The following is a 16,269-nucleotide window of genomic DNA, read 5'->3' as shown; positions in this document are numbered from 1 at the left end:
AGGTTCGCTGAGAAAACGAGGTGCAAAATTACGGTTTCAAAAACCGCTTTGTGTTACGTCAGTATTATTAAAAAGCAGCGGAGTCAGGGCCGATTTCGCCGCAAAGGTAAGGGGGAAATTCACAATCTTGGTCGTACCGCCTTAATGAATCTGCTCAGGTAGTAATCGGTTTCCAGAGCATTTTCTACTACTCCTAACGAACTGGAAGAGTGGATGAACTGAACGCTTTCGGCCGAGGCTTCTGTGATCAGACCCACGTGGGTAATAGTGCTACTCCCGGGCGAGGCTCCAAAAAATACCAAATCGCCGGGCCGCAACTCCTGAGGGCGTACCTGCTCACCCCACAGCGCCTGCTCGTTGCTGGAGCGCGGAATGGCTACGTTAATAGCGGCAAACGATTCAAGCAGCAGGCCGGAGCAGTCCATACCCAGGCGGGTGGTGCCGCCAAACTTGTAGGGGGTACCCTGGAAAGAGCGGGCGGTTTCAATCACCACGGCCATCTGACGGGGCACATTGGCCGGCAGGGGCCGGGCGGGTGAGGTGGCCGGGCGGCGGGCTACGGTTTTGGTTTTGCCAGCCGGCGTGGCCGTTTTTACCTTCGATTTGACCATGGCGGGCGCGGAGCCCCGGCGCCGGTCGGCGGCCTTCATGCGCGCCATGTCACGGGCCGAGTAATATCGGCCGTTCCGGTAGTTTACTTTGCTGGTGCTACACGCGGCCAGCCAGCTGCTTAATATCAGTAATAAGACGGTAACAAGTGGCCGTTGCCACTGCGTTGAATACCGTACCTTCGTAACGTGTTCCCGCATCGGAACAAAGATACGCGAAGTGGCCATTTCACTCATCTATATATGGAATATCAGGTTTTGACTCCTGCTCTGGTAGCCGAACTGGAAACGATAGTCGGGCCGCAGCACGTGCTGACTGCCCAGCGGGTGGAGGCAGACGTGTACGCCGATTATGGGCGCGACCACACGGAGGATTTCCACTTTGCCCCCGATGTGGTGGTGCGCCCCGCTAACGCGGAGGAGGTAAGTGCCATTGTGCGCCTGTGCCACCAGCACCACATTCCGATAACGCCCCGCGGCGCCGGTACCGGCCTGAGTGGCGGGGCCCTACCCATTCATCAGGGCGTGCTGCTGAGCACCGAGCGGCTAAACCGCATCCTGGAAATAGATGAGCGCAACCTGCAGGCTACCGTGGAGCCGGGGGTAGTGAACGAGGTGTTTCAGAACGCGGTAAAGGAGGTAGGACTGTTCTACCCCCCCGATCCGGCCAGCAAGGGCAGCTGCTTTTTGGGTGGCAACCTGGCCCACAGCAGCGGCGGCCCCAAAGCCGTGAAGTATGGCACTACCCGCGACTACGTGCTCAACCTGCAGGTAGTGCTGCCCACCGGCGACATCATCTGGACGGCGGCCAACACCCTGAAAAACTCCACCGGCTACAACCTCACCCAACTCATGATTGGCTCGGAGGGTACCCTGGGCATAATTACAAAGGTAGTATTCCGGCTGTTGCCCTACCCCCAGCATACCATCCTAATGCTGGTGCCCTTTCGCCGGGAGGAGCAGGCCGCCGAGGCGGTTTCCGCTGTGTTTCGGGCCGGCATTATTCCCTCGGGCATGGAGTTTATGGAGCGCGAGGCCATAGCCTGGTCCTCCGACTACCTGAAAATCCCGCTTACCCTGCCCGAGGACATTCTGGCCCACTTACTGATTGAGTTGGACGGGCAGGATCTGGAGCAGCTTTATAAGGAAGCCGAACAGGTGTACGCCGTTCTGGAACGCTACGATGTGGGCGAAATTCTGCTGGCTGATAATGCCACCCAGAAAGACGAACTCTGGAAGATCCGGCGCAACATTGGCAATTCGGTGCGCTACAATTCTGTATATAAGGAGGAAGACACGGTAGTGCCCCGGGCCGAACTGCCTACCCTACTGAAAGGAGTAAAGGAAATTGGGGCACGCTACGGCTTTAAGAGCGTGTGCTACGGGCACGCCGGCGACGGAAACCTGCATGTAAACATCATCCGGGGCGAGCTAACGGACGAACAGTGGAACGTGGGGCTGCGCCAGCCCATCAGCGAAATATTTGAGTTGTGCGTGAAGCTGGGCGGCACCATCAGCGGCGAACATGGCATCGGGCTGGTTCAGAAGGGCTACATCGGTATTGCGCTCAAGGAAGCTAACCTGAACCTGATGCGCGGTATCAAGCAGGTATTCGACCCGCACGGCATTATGAACCCCGGCAAAATTTTCTAATCACAGATTGGGTTCTGACACGATCAACCATGACGCAAAAAGAGGCCGCCTGATCAGGCGGCCTCTTTTTGTGTATGCTGTAAGTAGAAGACCACGGGAGTCCGTGAAATCCGTGATTTAGCTTTGGTCGCCCTTTAGCTTGTCTTCGCCGCCGTACGGAGCCCCGGCCGTGATGTCGCCGCGCAGGCCACCCTGCGAAACGCCGGGCTGGGTGCTGGGCTGCTGGGCTAAGGTCGTGTTGTCGTCGGGCTGCACCTCGGGGCCCGAAGCAGCATCAGCGCCTCCTACCTGCGAGCCGGTAGCGGGTTGGCCATTGCCGGTAATAACAGTAGTTTTTTCACCTACCGGTCCGGCTATTTCCGCAACCTTCTGGATGTACTGGCGCTTGGCGTCGTCTTCGCTCAGGCCTTTGAACTTGCTCCAGGAGTCCCATTGGGCCTGCGACATGCCCGCGTAGCCGCTGGGATTGGAAGGTGAGTCGTCGCCGACCACGTCTTTCTCCGTGTCATGGTCGCCTTGGGTTGCCTGCTTGTAAAGGCCATACAGCTCGGTCATCTGGGCGGCGGCCGCGTCGCCGGGCAGGTTGTCAACCCGGGATACGGCGGCCTCGAATTCCTGCTGCAGGCTTAGTTGATCTTGTAGATTCATGGTGGGGTAGGGTTGGGAAAAACAACGATTCCTAAGGTGTGTACTAACGTGGCATGGCTTTGGTTGCGGGCGCTGCCTTGTAGTTTTTAGAAACTCAAGTCCTGATAGTTCGTACTTTTGCCCGCCTTATGTGTGGAATCTCCGGAGTATTCGCTTTTACTGATGCAGGCCGCGGTTCGCTGGCCTCCCTGCGTGCCTCAACCGACGCCATTGTTAGCCGTGGCCCCGATTCGCAGGGGCATTTCGCCTACGAGCGGTGTGGCCTGGGCTTTCGGCGGCTGGCCATCCTTGACTTGACTGCCGATGGTAACCAGCCCATGACCGACGAGTCGGGCCGGTACACCATCGTTTTCAATGGCGAAATCTTCAACTTCAAGGAGCTGCGTCAGAAACTCGTTAACAAGGGACACCGCTTCCACTCCCAGACCGATACGGAGGTGGTACTACACCTTTATATATCGGAGGGGCGCAACTTTCTGAAGAAGCTCAACGGATTTTTTGACTTCGCTATTTTCGACAAGGAAGAAGACTCCGTATTCCTGGCCCGCGACCGGATGGGGGAGAAGCCCCTGCTGGTTTATCGCGACGAGGATAAGCTGCTGTTCGCTTCGGAGATGAAGTCGTTGCTGGCCCTGGGCGTGCCCCGCAAGCTCGACTACGTATCCCTGAGCCACTACCTGCAGCTGAACTATATACCGGGTCCGGCTACTATTTTCAAGGGAGTAAAAAAGCTGCTGCCCGGTCACTACCTCTACGTGAAAGGCAAGAAGGTCGTGAAGAAGCGGTGGTACAAGATTCCGTACGACCCCAAGAAGACCGATAAAATCAAACTTTCCTACGAGCAGCAGCAGGCTAAACTGGTTGATCTGCTGGATGACGCTACCGCGCGCCGCCTCGTGGCCGACGTGCCCCTGGGTGCCTTCCTAAGCGGTGGTATCGATTCTTCGGTGATTGTGGCCCTGGCCTCGCGCCACACCCAGCACCTGAACACCTTCAGCATCGGCTACCGCGACGAGCCGTTCTTCGATGAGACGAAGTACGCCAAGCTGGTGGCCGACAAGTACAAAACCAACCACACGGTTTTCTCCCTGACCAACCAGGACCTCTACGACCATATCTTCGACGTCCTGAATTACATCGATGAGCCCTTCGCCGATTCCTCGGCCCTGGCGGTGTATATTCTCAGCAAGCGCACCCGCGAAAAGGTAACCGTAGCCCTCTCAGGCGACGGGGCCGACGAGCTATTTGCAGGCTATAACAAGCACATGGGCGAGTTCCAGGTGCGGCAGGGAGGCTTTAAGGCCGAGGCTGTCACGGGCCTGAACCTGCTGTGGGACGTGCTGCCCAAATCGCGCAACTCGTTCTTTGGCAACAAAGTGCGGCAGTTTCAGCGCTTCTCGCGGGGCATGCTCTCCGGGCCCAAAGACCGGTACTGGGACTGGGCCTCCTTTGCCTCCGAGAAAGACGCCCGCACCCTGCTCAGCCCGGCCGCCCGCCGTAAGGTAGGCAAGAAGCTGGCTGAAAAGCGCCGCAAAGATCTGCTCGCCGACCTGCACGCCGACGGCGACCTGAATGAGGTGCTGCTCACCGACACCAAAATGGTGCTCCCCTACGACATGTTGGCCAAAGTGGACCTGATGAGCATGGCCAACTCCCTGGAAGTGCGCCCGCCCTTCCTGGACCCCAACGTCGTGCGTTTCGCCTTCTCCCTGCCCGTTTCGAGCAAGATTGACGGCAAGATGAAAAAGAAAATCGTGCAGGATGCTTTCCGGCCTATGCTGCCAGAGGAGCTGTACAAGCGCCCCAAGCACGGCTTTGAGGTACCCCTGCTCAAGTGGTTCCGCGGAGAGCTGCGCCCCCTGATTGAGGACGACCTGCTCTCGGATGCGTTCATTGAGGCTCAGGGCGTATTCGATGTGGAAGCTACCCGCGCCCTCAAGCGCCAGCTGTTCTCTTCCAGCCCCGGCGACGTGCATGCCCGCATCTGGGCACTTATTGTATTTCAGTGGTGGTGGAAAAAGCACATGATGGCCTAGCCCTCAGGCTACGCTAACCCTTTGCTTATTCCAGACCCTACCCCCCCAGATATTTCTCGTTTCTCGTACAGCTCTATGATTCCGGCCGCGCCCTCCCGTAAGCTCTCCATCGTAATTCCGGCTTATAATGAGGGAGCTACTATTCACCTGATTCTCGATCAGGTAAAGGCAGTGCAGCTGCTGGGGGGCTTTACCAAGGAAGTACTGATTATCAACGACTGCTCCCGCGACAACACCGAGGAAGCTGTGCAGCGCTACATGGCTGCTAATCCGGAGTTGCCTATTCAGTACTACCGGCACGAAGTCAATCAGGGGAAAGGTGCGGCCCTGCATACGGGTATCCGGAAAGCTACCGGCGACTATGTTATCATTCAGGACGCTGACTTAGAGTATGATCCGGAGGAATACAACATTTTGCTGCGGCCCGTGCTGCGCGGCGTAGCCGACGTAGTGTACGGCTCTCGGTTTATGGGCGGCAACCCGCACCGCATCCTGTTTTTCTGGCACAGCATCGGCAACAAATGGCTGACCATGCTGTGCAATGCCTTCTCCAACCTGAACCTGACCGATATGGAAACCTGTTACAAGCTGTTCCGGCGGGATATTGTGCAGGGCCTGCAGCTGGAGGAGAAACGCTTCGGGTTCGAGCCGGAAGTCACCATCAAAATGGCCCGCGTGCCGAATGTGCGCATCTACGAGGTGGGCATCAGCTACTACGGGCGCACTTACGCCGAGGGTAAGAAGATCGGCTGGCGCGACGGGTTCCGGGCTATTTATTGCATTATCAGATATGGTCTTTTCAAGTAGGCCTTCTCTCTAGCTTTCATGGTGAGCCTCTGGCTCTTTTTTTCCCTTATTTTCCCACTTACATGAAAATTGCAGTAGTAGGCACAGGCTATGTAGGCCTTGTCACAGGAACTTGTTTTGCGGAAGTCGGCATTGATGTAACCTGCATCGATATCGACCAGCGCAAAATCGACAACCTGCACAAAGGCATCCTGCCAATTTACGAGCCGGGTCTGGAGGAAATGGTGTCGCGCAACGTTGCGGCCGGCCGTTTGCACTTCTCCACTAACCTGAGCGAGGCTATCAAAGGCTGCGACGTGGCCTTCATTGCCGTAGGCACTCCTCCCGGCGAAGATGGCTCGGCAGACCTGAAATACGTGCTGGCCGTGGCCCGCGCCATCGGCGAGAACATGACCAGCTATGGCGTCATCGTAACCAAGAGCACGGTACCGGTTGGTACGGCCGCCAAAGTGCGCAAGGAAATCGAGGACGCGCTGGCCCGTCGCGGCGAAACCATCGAATTTGACGTAGCTTCCAACCCCGAGTTCCTCAAGGAAGGTGCCGCCATCGACGACTTCCTCAAGCCCGACCGCATTGTGGTGGGTGTATCGTCGGAGCGCGCCGAGGAGGTGATGAGCCGCCTGTACAAGCCTTTCCTGCTCAACGGCCACCCCATCATCTTCATGGATATTCCGTCGGCGGAAATGACGAAATACGCGGCCAACTCCATGCTGGCCACCAAGATTTCGTTTATGAACGACATCGCCAATCTCTGCGAAATCATGGGCGCCGATGTAAACATGGTGCGCAAAGGCATTGGCTCCGACGCTCGCATCGGTACTAAGTTCATCTACCCCGGCATTGGCTACGGCGGTTCCTGCTTCCCCAAAGACGTGAAAGCCCTCATCAAAACGGCCGCTGAAAACGGCTACCAGATGCAGGTGCTGCAAGCCGTGGAAAGCGTAAACGAAGGCCAGAAGGAGGTGCTGTTCAACAAGGTACAGAAGCACTTTGGCGGCGACCTGAAGGGCAAGAAAATGGCCGTATGGGGCCTCTCGTTCAAGCCCAAAACCGACGACATGCGTGAGGCACCCTCGCTGGTTATTATTGAGAAACTGCTGGCTGAAGGTTGCACCGTAACTGCCTATGACCCCGTGGCAATGGAAGAGGCCAAGCACAGCCTCGGCGACCGGATTACCTACGCCAAAGACCAGATGGAGGCCCTCATTGACGCCGACGCTCTGCTGGTGGTAACGGAGTGGCCTGAGTTCCGGGTGCCAAACTTCGAGGTAATGAGCCGCCTGCTCAAGCAGAAGGTTATCTTCGACGGCCGCAACATCTATGATGCCGCCGAACTGCAGCAGGCTGGCTACGCCTACCACTGCATTGGCATCAAAACGGCCCACCACGAGCCGGCTCAAGCCTAGCTTAGGCATGGCTTGAGTATGGCTTACGGATAGTGTAAGCACGACTCTGGCTACCTGCCTGCTTCTCAGCAACGACTAATCGACACGTATATGTCAGATAAAAAACGCGTACTTATTACCGGCGGAGCGGGCTTCCTGGGCTCCCACCTCTGCGACCGGTTCCTGGCCGAAGGCTACCACGTCATTGCCATGGATAACCTGGTAACCGGTGACCTGGAAAACATCCAGCACCTGTTTGGTAAAGAAAACTTTGAGTTTCATCACCATGATGTTTCCAAGTTTGTCTTCGTGCCGGGCAAGCTGGACTACATCCTGCACTTTGCCTCGCCGGCTTCGCCCATCGACTACCTCAAAATCCCGATTCAGACCTTGAAGGTTGGCTCGCTGGGTACCCATAACCTGCTGGGCTTGGCCCGCGTGAAGGGTGCCCGCATGCTGATTGCCAGCACTTCGGAGGTGTACGGCGACCCGGAAATTCACCCGCAGGTAGAGGAGTACTTTGGCAACGTGAACCCCGTGGGCCCCCGCGGCTGCTACGACGAGGCCAAGCGTTTCCAGGAGGCCATCACCATGGCCTACCACAACCATCACGGCCTGGAAACCCGCATCGTGCGCATTTTCAATACCTATGGTCCGCGCATGCGCCTCAACGACGGCCGCGTGCTGCCAGCTTTTCTCTCGCAGGCGCTGCGTGGCGAAAACCTGACGGTGTTTGGCGACGGTTCACAAACCCGCTCCTTCTGCTACGTCGATGACCTGATTGAAGGCATCTACCGTCTGCTGCTGAGCGACTACCACATGCCCGTGAACATCGGCAATCCGTCGGAAATCACCATCAAGGAGTTCGGCGAAGAAATTGCCCGCCTCACCGGCGTGGAGTTCAAGCCCGACTACCGCCCCCTGCCCGAAAACGACCCCATGAAGCGCCGCCCCGATATTACCAAGGCCAAGGAAGTGCTGGGCTGGGAGCCGAAGGTGGACCGCGCCGAAGGCCTGCGCCGCACCCTGGAGTACTTCCGGGCGCACGTGCCCGGCGTAGTGACGGGCCAGGTAGATAATACCCCACGTACCTTCTAAGCCTAAGCACGGCTATATTGCAGCGAAAAGCCGGTTGACGAAAGCAACCGGCTTTTCTTATTTTACGGGGCCTAGTGCCGTTGCGCCGCCCCACTACCTTATGAAACTCCCGTATCTACTTTCTTTTCCCGGTATCGGCGCCGACGATATGGGCTACCTGTCAGTCGTTGATCAACGGGGCGCACCTTTCGAGGTGAAACGGGTGTTCTGGACCTATAATACCCCGGAAACCATTGTGCGCGGCCGGCACGCGCACCATCGCACGGAGCATATCCTGCTGGCCGTTACTGGTCGCATTGTGGTCCTGACGGAAATGCCCAACCAGGAGCTGCAAACCTTTGTGCTCGACCGGCCGGACGTGGGGGTGTACATTCCGCCCTGCTGCTGGCATACCATGCAGTACTCAGCCGGGGCTGTGCAGCTCACGTTGGCCTCCACGCCCTATACCGAGGCCGATTATATCCGCACCTACGCCGAGTTTCGTCGGGTATGCAGTTCGCAGAGCAGTTAGCTGCGCGCCGGCCGGCCTTGTTGGCAGCCGTGCCCTACGCGGCCCTGCCCGGTATTGCACCTGAAGCCGTATTTGAGCAGCTGGTGTGGCCCAGGCTACAGGAGTTTACCCGGCAGGCCGGGCACTTCCATTGGGTAGAAGGGGTAGGGGAGCAGCAGGTGGTATTTCTGTACCGGCATCTGCCCTGGGATACGACCTTTTTCGGCCAGGCCATGGCACGGTTGCAGGCCGTGGTATTCGGTCCGGCAGTGCGGCTGCCCGAACTGACGGCGGCCATTCATCAGTTTAGCCGACACCTGGCTGCTACCGGGCAGCAGCACTGCTACTGTGAGGTTGCCGCCCCCGACGCCCTGCTGCTGACTGCTTTGGGCCGCGCCGGCTGGGCCACCGTAGAAACGCGGTTGCACTACTACCACACCCTACAGCCGCTCCCAGCCACCCGCTACCCCGTGCGCCGGGCCACGGCAAAAGATGCCGAAGCTGTACGCCGCGTTGCTGCCACCAACCGCAACCCCGCCGACCGTTTCCACGCTGATCCGTTTTTCAGCCCCGAGCAGGGCGACGCTTTCCTGGGCGAGTACGCGGCAGCTACCGTGCGCGGCTACGCCGACGTAGTTCTGGTGCCGCAGCACGGGCCGCTCGATAGTTTTCTGGCTATTGGGTATCTGGCAGCGGATGCCCGGTTGTTGGGTTGCCCACTGGGGCGCGTAGTGCTGACGGCCGTGGGCGCCCAAAACCAGGGTTGGCACCGCCCCTTGCTTGCTGAAACGCTGTGGCACTTGCAGCAGACAGGCGGCCGCTACGCTCTACTGACCACCCAGGCAGCTAACCGGGCCGTAATCCATAACTGCGAGGTATTGGGCTTCCGGCTGGGTGGCCTCACGCACATCGTCAGCTGGCAGGCCCGGTAGCAGGCTCCACCCGAACTATTCAATTTCTCCCTATGCCAAAACTGTCCATCATCATTCCCTGCTATTTCAACGAGGCCAATATCCCCGTTACCATGCAGGCGTTGATTGCCAACGAGGCCCGTTTCCCGGCTGGGGTCACCTTTGAGTACGTGCTGGTAGATGACGCCTCCGGTGATGGAACACTAGCTGCCCTCCACACCTTCCAGCAGCAGTACCCCGAGCGGGTGAGGGTAGTGGAGCTGGTCGCCAATGTAGGCTCCTACAATGCCATTGTAGCGGGCATGGCCCATGCCACCGGCGACTGTAACGTTATCATCACCGCCGACCTACAGGACCCGCCCGAGCTGATGGCCGCCATGTACGCTTACTGGCAGCAGGGTTTCCCGCTGGTTATCGGTAACCGCCAGGACCGGCAGGAAGGTGCCATAAGTACCCTTTTAGCCAAACTGTTTCATAGCCTGATGCGGCGCTTTGCCCTCCGCAATATCCCGCCGGGGGGCTTTGATTACGTCCTGTTCGATCAGCAGGTGCGGGAGCAGGTAGTGCGCCTGCAGGAGCGCAACAGCAACGTGTTTTACCTAATGACGTGGCTGGGCTACCCCTACGTAAACATCCCATACTCCCGCCGCCGCCGCGAAATCGGCACTTCCCGCTGGACGTTGTCGAAGAAGGTGAAGCTGTTTCTGGACTCTTTTCTGTCTTTTTCCTTCTTTCCCATACGTGCTATTTCAGTCACCGGCATCTGCCTGGGCGCGGTGGCGTTGCTCTACGGGCTGTATCTGGTGGCATTGCGGCTGAGCGGTACGGCCCAGCCTGCCGGCTGGACCATGCTTATGGTAGTGCTCCTCTTTGTTTCGGCTTTCCAGATGATGGCCCTCGGCATTATTGGCGAGTACGTCTGGCGTGGCCTCGACGCCGCCCGCAACCGTCCCTTATATGTGGTAAAAGCCGTGCGTGAGCTGTAGACTGACGAGTGTTTTCCCTGTTCCAAGGACTTACATGGGACCCTTGGCTTTACGTAGAACTGTCATTTCCACTTTATGAATATTCCGTTTCTATCTTTTGATGAGCAGCATAACCCTCTGCGCGAAGAGATACTATCTGTCATAACCCGGGTGTATGACTCAAAATGGTATGTGCTAGGGCAACAGGTAGAGGCGTTTGAAGCAGCATATAGCTCTTTTTCTGGCACAGCCCACTGCGTAGGGGTAGCCAATGGGTTGGATGCGCTGGTGCTTTCGCTTCGCGCTCTAGGAATTGGCCCAGGAGATGAGGTATTGGTTCCATCCAATACCTATATCGCCACATGGCTGGCCGTATCGCATGTGGGTGCTACATGCGTCCCGGTAGAACCCGATCCATTCACTTACAACATAGATTCTACCCGCATCGAGGAAGCCATTACTCCTCGCACCCGCGCCATTATACCAGTTCACTTGTACGGGCAGGCGTGCGAAATGCCGGCAATTATGGCCGTTGCGCAACGTCACGGACTGTTTGTGATAGAAGACAACGCCCAAGCACAGGGAGCCACGGCTCACGGGCGCCTAGCGGGCAGCTTCGGCCAAGCTAACGCTACCAGCTTTTACCCGGGTAAAAACCTGGGGGCGCTGGGTGACGCGGGCGCAGTAACCACCAACGACGAGGCGCTGGCTCATAAATTGCAACGACTTCGGAATTATGGCTCCATGCAGAAGTACTACAATGAAATCATTGGCTATAATTCTCGCCTCGATGAGCTGCAGGCCGCTGTTTTACTAGTGAAGTTGCGCTACCTGCAGCAATGGACCCAGCAGCGCCAGCAAATTGCAGCATGGTACCAGCAACAATTAGCTGGCATCAGTGGCCTGCAGTTGCCGCAAACCGCTGTGGGCAGCACTCATGTGTATCACCTCTACGTCATTCGCACGGCGCAGCGCGATGCCCTGCAGCAGTACCTGGCTGCGGCGGGCATTGCTACCCTGATTCATTACCCGATTCCGCCACACTTACAACTTGCTTACCGGAGTTTGGGCTACCAGGCGGGGGCGCTACCTATTGCTGAAGAACTGGCCGCTACCTGCCTAAGCCTGCCGCTCTGGCCTGGCATGACTGAGGAGCACGTAGGCGTGGTTGCTGCGGCCATAGCAAAGTTCTTCACCTGAATGCTTCCATTTATTACTCCTACCTTTGCGGGCTCAATAACTATTGTTTCGCCAACATGATCAACGTAACGAAAAGTTACCTGCCACCCCTAAGCGAGTATGTTCGTCATTTGGAAGGTATTTGGGAGCGGTCATGGTTAACCAACAATGGACCTTTGGTGCAGCAGTTGGAAAGCAGCCTAAGTGAGCAACTGGGTGGGGCGCAAGTTCAGTTTACTTCTAATGGCACCATTGCCCTGCAGATTGCTATCAAGGCACTCGGGCTGACGGGTGAAATTATCACAACCCCTTTTTCCTACGTAGCTACTACCACGGCTATTTTGTGGGAAAACTGCGAGCCGGTTTTCGTCGATATCGAAGACCGTACCTTCTGCATTGATGCCGATAAGATTGAAGCTGCTATTACGCCGCAGACCTCAGCTATTTTGGCAACCCATGTATACGGCTTTCCCTGCGACGTGCATAAAATCGAGCAGATTGCGCAGCGCCATAATCTGAAGGTGATTTATGACGGGGCCCACGCATTCGGCGTGAACTACCACGGCAAGCCCCTGCTCACCTACGGGGACATCTCTACGTGCAGCTTTCACGCCACCAAACTATTCCATACCACCGAGGGGGGCGCCATTGTGGTGCAGGACGCGGCCTTATCGGAGAAGATATGGCTATACAAGTCATTCGGGCACCGCGGCGACGACTACTTTTCGCTGGGAGTAAATGGTAAAAACTCGGAGTTTCACGCCGCCATGGGTCTGTGTAACCTGCCCCGAGTGCCCGAATTTATTGAGGCCCGCCGTGAACTAGCTGAGCTGTACCAGCAGGAGTTGGCCGGCCTACCCCTGCGCTTCCCAGTGATGCCCGATGAGCTGGAGTACAACTATGCCTACTTTCCCATCATCCTGGAAAGCGAAGCGCAGATGTTTAAAGTAAAGGATGCGCTGGCTGCCGAGCAGATTAACACGCGGCGCTATTTCTACCCCTCGCTGAACCTGCTGCCTTACCACACGGGAGCTGCGTGCCCGGTTTCCGAAGATATCGCCCTGCGCGTGCTGAGCCTGCCCTTCTACCAAGAACTGGAGCCGGAACAGGTACAACGCATCTGCCACATCATTCGAGCCAGCTGCGTATGACCCTTGCCATTATGCAGCCCTACCTGTTCCCGTACATCGGGTACTACCAGTTACTGGGCGCGGTAGACCGGTTTGTGATTTACGACGACGTTACCTACATCAAGCAGGGCTGGATCAACCGAAACAATACCCTCTCAAACGGCCAAGCGCTGCTGTTTACCTTGCCGCTGGTAGATGCCAGCTCCAACCGGCTTATCCGCGACATCCAAGTCCATGACCGGCTGTTTGAACCCTGGAAGGGTAAGTTTCTGCGTACCCTTGCCCAGAGCTATAGTAAAGCGCCCCATGTTGGGAAGGTAGTAGGCATGGCGGAGCAGGTACTGGAGAAAGCGGCCGGGCACAGTATTAGTGCAGTTGCTCTGGATAGCTTGGTGGTGGTGCAGCAGTACCTGGGTCTGACAACTGAGGTAGTGCCCACTTCCAGTCACTACGGCAATACCGAGCTATCCGGCCAGCAGCGCGTACTGGACATCTGCCGGCAGGAGGGAGCCACGGCCTACATCAACCCCATTGGAGGACAGCAGCTGTACAATAAAGAGGTATTCCGGGTGCAGGGTCTGGAACTGTCCTTTATTCAGGCTCGCAAGGTTCCGTACCGGCAGTTCAAAAATGAGTTTGTGCCTTGGCTGTCTATACTTGATGTGTTGATGTTCAATTCCGTAGAGGAAGCGCAGCAACTTCTAAAAGAGTACACTCTAATATAAACCTGCGATATGATAGGATATTTTTCTGAGGATGAACTTCTCTCTCTCGGCTTTGCTAGCCTAGGCAAAAATGTACGCATATCCAAAACATCCACTCTTTATAATAGAGGTAATATTCATTTAGGTGATAATGTTAGGATAGATAATTTCTGTGTATTAGCTCCTTCATCATCTGCTATTTTCAGTATAGGTGATAATGTGCAAATATCAGCCTACTCATTCATCAATGGAATGGGTAATGTCTCTCTTCAAAATTTTGTGACGTTAGCTCCATACGTACGTATTTTTTCTTCTACTGATGACTATAGTGGCCGTACTATGACAGGTGCGACATTAGATTCCCAATACCTTGGAACGAAATCTGCTCCTGTATACGTAGAGAGTCATGTAATTATTGGCAACGGCAGTACAATTATGCCTGGCATTCATGTTGGTAAAGGTGCTGCAATAGGAGCTTATTCTTTTGTTAATTCAGATGTGCCATCATTTGTAATAGTTGCAGGTGTCCCAGCCCGTAAAATCAAAGAACGCCGTCGTGATCTACTTGGACTTGAAGAAAAGTTTTTAGATGAAAAATCTAAAGGTTAGTGTATGTATGATCACCTATAATCACGAACCTTTCATTGCTGAAGCTATTGAAAGTGTGTTGATGCAGAAAGGTGATTTTGATTTGGAGTTAGTAATTGGAGAGGACTGTTCGACTGATGGTACACTCTCAATTATAAATGAGTATCAAAGACGCTTTCCAAATGTAGTACGTGTCATAACATCCTCGCATAATGTAGGAGCTCAAATGAATTTTGTTAGAGCATACAATGCCTGCGAAGGTGAGTATGTTGCTATGTTAGAGGGTGATGATTATTGGATAGATGAATTGAAATTACAAAAACAGGTTGCTTTTTTAAATAATAACCGTGATTATTCTATTTGTTTTCATAATATGAATGTTGTTCATGAAGAAGATAATAGAACAATAACTTCTAATCCGGTAAATCAAAAGACAGATCTAGATATAAATGATTTGGCTGAACGCAATTATATTACAACAGCATCTTGTGTATTTAGAAATAAAATAGTCACTACTTTTCCGAAGTGGTTTTATAAAGCAATAGCAGGCGACTATTGCTTGCATATGCTTAATGCAAGAGAAGGTAAGATTAAATATTTTTCTGATATAATGGGAGTATATAGAGTGCATTCAGGTGGCATGTGGCAGACTAAGCCTACTGGTTATAAAATGTCAAAATGGTTTGAAACGCTACAGCTGTTGTCTCAAGAGTTTGAAGGAAGTATTTTGTCTAAATTGCGCATTGCTCAATTCAAGGCACTAAATGATGTGCTTCAGGCGAAAGATATGGATATAGAACAAAAGCAATTATTCATAGCTGCTAATTTAATTGCTATTACAGATGCTATTAAAGTAACTAATGTTGAATATGAAATAGATCATATCAAAGCAATGTCTATGGAATTTAGAATAGGGTCGAAAGTTATGGCACCAGTAAGAAAGTTGCTAAGACGTTAGCTTGGTAAATTTTTAATTTAGTTTATTTAAAAGGTTTTATTATATAGTTGTTTAATAATTTATTTACGCTTTTTTCAATACTTAAAACACTTTTTTGAAATGAAAATTCATATAGCATTGGCATTCGATGAAAATTATATATCTCAATTCTATGCTGTAGCTGCTTCTGTATTTTCCAATAATGCAAATAACCGCATTGAATTTCATGCTATCGTGTCTGGCCTAGACTCTGTTTGTAAAAGCAATATTCAGAATTATGTCGAGCAAAATAATAGCTCTATCTGTTTTTATAGTGTTCCACGCAATTTTGGTCAGAATTTCAGGTTAGATGGTAATTGGACTGCAGCAACTTATTATCGATTGCTATTTCCTTCTTTGCTTCCTAAAGAAATTGAGCGATATATTTATATAGATAGTGATACCATAGTTGTTGGAGATCTTTCTAAACTAGCATTAGTTGATGTTTCTGGTCATGTGTTGGCGGCAGTTCGTGATAGGTTGATTCCTGTAAGGGCTGATCTGGAAATTTACGACCCTTATTCCTATTTCAACGCTGGTGTACTGTATATAAACCGAGTCCTCTGGGAAGAATACAAAATAACATCTAGGGCTATTGACTTTCTTGTTAGTTCGCCTGAAAAGGTTCTTTATGCAGATCAGGATGCTCTTAATTATATATTGAAGGGCAATTGGATAAGATTGGATATTAAATTTAACTTGATGTACGCTGATATTCCTGAAAATTTGCCTAAAAGTGAGTTTAAGCAATTTCTGGAAGATAAAATAATAATTCATTTTACCCAGCACCGTCCATGGAATTTGTTGTGTGAAAATCGATTTAGATACTTGTATCATGAGTACTTGAGAAAAACTCCAGGTATTTTGGAGTCATCGAAAAATAAATATAATAAAGATTTTAAACTTCCTATCCTTAAGAAGTTGGCGTATATTAGAATGCGTGAAATGTATTTTGATTATCCTCTATTAGGTGTATTATGGCGAAAGATAAAATCATTGTAATAGAGTATTGATATTTGTTGTCTTATTATGTTTATATTCTGTGTAGTATATATGAATAGGTGTTTTTTATCTAGTCAATTCAAAAATGT

16 protein-coding genes are annotated in these 16,269 nt (G+C 53.3%); 14 read left to right on the top strand and 2 right to left on the bottom strand.

What is annotated here, in order from left to right; translation table 11 throughout:
• Positions 1-119 precede the first annotated feature (119 nt).
• Positions 120-659 (bottom strand): C40 family peptidase, encoded by a 540-nt coding sequence (locus tag FGZ14_RS11190; RefSeq protein ID WP_257883211.1) that lies wholly within the window; start codon positions 657-659, stop codon positions 120-122.
• Positions 660-851: 192 nt separating this feature from the next.
• Between FGZ14_RS11190 and FGZ14_RS11185 the strand changes: the two genes are divergently transcribed.
• The gene (locus FGZ14_RS11185; protein ID WP_139924280.1) at positions 852-2,261 is read left to right on the top strand and encodes an FAD-binding oxidoreductase; all 1,410 of its coding nucleotides are present in this window, start codon (positions 852-854) and stop codon (positions 2,259-2,261) included.
• 117 nt (positions 2,262-2,378) lie between these two features.
• Here the strand turns inward: FGZ14_RS11185 and FGZ14_RS11180 are convergent, their stop codons facing one another.
• Positions 2,379-2,909, bottom strand: a complete 531-nt coding sequence (locus FGZ14_RS11180) for an acyl-CoA-binding protein (protein ID WP_139924278.1) — start codon at positions 2,907-2,909, stop codon at positions 2,379-2,381.
• A gap of 128 nt (positions 2,910-3,037) precedes the next feature.
• Here FGZ14_RS11180 and asnB point away from each other — a divergent pair, with 128 nt between their 5' ends.
• From asnB to FGZ14_RS11115, 13 genes are all read left to right on the top strand, one after another.
• Positions 3,038-4,945: an asparagine synthase (glutamine-hydrolyzing) gene (gene asnB, locus FGZ14_RS11175; RefSeq protein WP_139924276.1), complete on the top strand. Its 1,908-nt coding sequence runs from the start codon at positions 3,038-3,040 to the stop codon at positions 4,943-4,945.
• Between the two features lie 75 nt (positions 4,946-5,020).
• Positions 5,021-5,752 carry a glycosyltransferase family 2 protein gene (locus FGZ14_RS11170; protein WP_139926092.1) on the top strand — a complete coding sequence of 244 codons (732 nt, stop codon included), beginning with the start codon at positions 5,021-5,023 and terminating at the stop codon, positions 5,750-5,752.
• A gap of 62 nt (positions 5,753-5,814) precedes the next feature.
• Positions 5,815-7,158 carry a UDP-glucose/GDP-mannose dehydrogenase family protein gene (locus FGZ14_RS11165; protein ID WP_139924274.1) on the top strand — a complete coding sequence of 448 codons (1,344 nt, stop codon included), beginning with the start codon at positions 5,815-5,817 and terminating at the stop codon, positions 7,156-7,158.
• Positions 7,159-7,248: 90 nt separating this feature from the next.
• Positions 7,249-8,235, top strand: a complete 987-nt coding sequence (locus FGZ14_RS11160; protein WP_139924272.1) for a UDP-glucuronic acid decarboxylase family protein — start codon at positions 7,249-7,251, stop codon at positions 8,233-8,235.
• Between the two features lie 100 nt (positions 8,236-8,335).
• Positions 8,336-8,746 (top strand): FdtA/QdtA family cupin domain-containing protein, encoded by a 411-nt coding sequence (locus FGZ14_RS11155; protein ID WP_139924270.1) that lies wholly within the window; start codon positions 8,336-8,338, stop codon positions 8,744-8,746.
• Positions 8,725-9,657 carry a hypothetical protein gene (locus tag FGZ14_RS11150; protein ID WP_139924268.1) on the top strand — a complete coding sequence of 311 codons (933 nt, stop codon included), beginning with the start codon at positions 8,725-8,727 and terminating at the stop codon, positions 9,655-9,657. Before FGZ14_RS11155 ends, FGZ14_RS11150 begins: the two co-directional genes overlap by 22 nt.
• Before the next feature lie 32 nt (positions 9,658-9,689).
• Positions 9,690-10,622 carry a glycosyltransferase family 2 protein gene (locus FGZ14_RS11145; protein ID WP_139924266.1) on the top strand — a complete coding sequence of 311 codons (933 nt, stop codon included), beginning with the start codon at positions 9,690-9,692 and terminating at the stop codon, positions 10,620-10,622.
• Between the two features lie 75 nt (positions 10,623-10,697).
• Positions 10,698-11,801: a DegT/DnrJ/EryC1/StrS aminotransferase family protein gene (locus tag FGZ14_RS11140; RefSeq protein WP_139924264.1), complete on the top strand. Its 1,104-nt coding sequence runs from the start codon at positions 10,698-10,700 to the stop codon at positions 11,799-11,801.
• 56 nt (positions 11,802-11,857) lie between these two features.
• Positions 11,858-12,931 (top strand): DegT/DnrJ/EryC1/StrS aminotransferase family protein, encoded by a 1,074-nt coding sequence (locus FGZ14_RS11135; RefSeq protein ID WP_139924261.1) that lies wholly within the window; start codon positions 11,858-11,860, stop codon positions 12,929-12,931.
• Entirely contained in the window at positions 12,928-13,635 is a 708-nt protein-coding gene (locus tag FGZ14_RS11130; protein WP_139924259.1) for a WbqC family protein, read from the top strand. Before FGZ14_RS11135 ends, FGZ14_RS11130 begins: the two co-directional genes overlap by 4 nt.
• 9 nt (positions 13,636-13,644) lie before the next feature.
• On the top strand, positions 13,645-14,223 hold the full coding sequence (locus tag FGZ14_RS11125) for a DapH/DapD/GlmU-related protein (protein WP_139924257.1): 579 nt from the start codon (positions 13,645-13,647) through the stop codon (positions 14,221-14,223).
• Between the two features lie 7 nt (positions 14,224-14,230).
• Positions 14,231-15,160 (top strand): glycosyltransferase, encoded by a 930-nt coding sequence (locus FGZ14_RS11120; RefSeq protein ID WP_180754330.1) that lies wholly within the window; start codon positions 14,231-14,233, stop codon positions 15,158-15,160.
• 99 nt (positions 15,161-15,259) lie between these two features.
• Entirely contained in the window at positions 15,260-16,180 is a 921-nt protein-coding gene (locus FGZ14_RS11115) for a glycosyltransferase family 8 protein (protein ID WP_139924253.1), read from the top strand.
• The last annotated feature ends 89 nt before the right edge of the window (positions 16,181-16,269 follow it).

It is taken from the genome of Hymenobacter sp. DG01, from assembly GCF_006352025.1.
In the GTDB taxonomy this organism is placed as follows: domain Bacteria; phylum Bacteroidota; class Bacteroidia; order Cytophagales; family Hymenobacteraceae; genus Hymenobacter.
The sequence above is the reverse complement of the archived record's forward strand: the minus strand, read 5'-3'. Positions and strand labels throughout refer to the sequence as shown.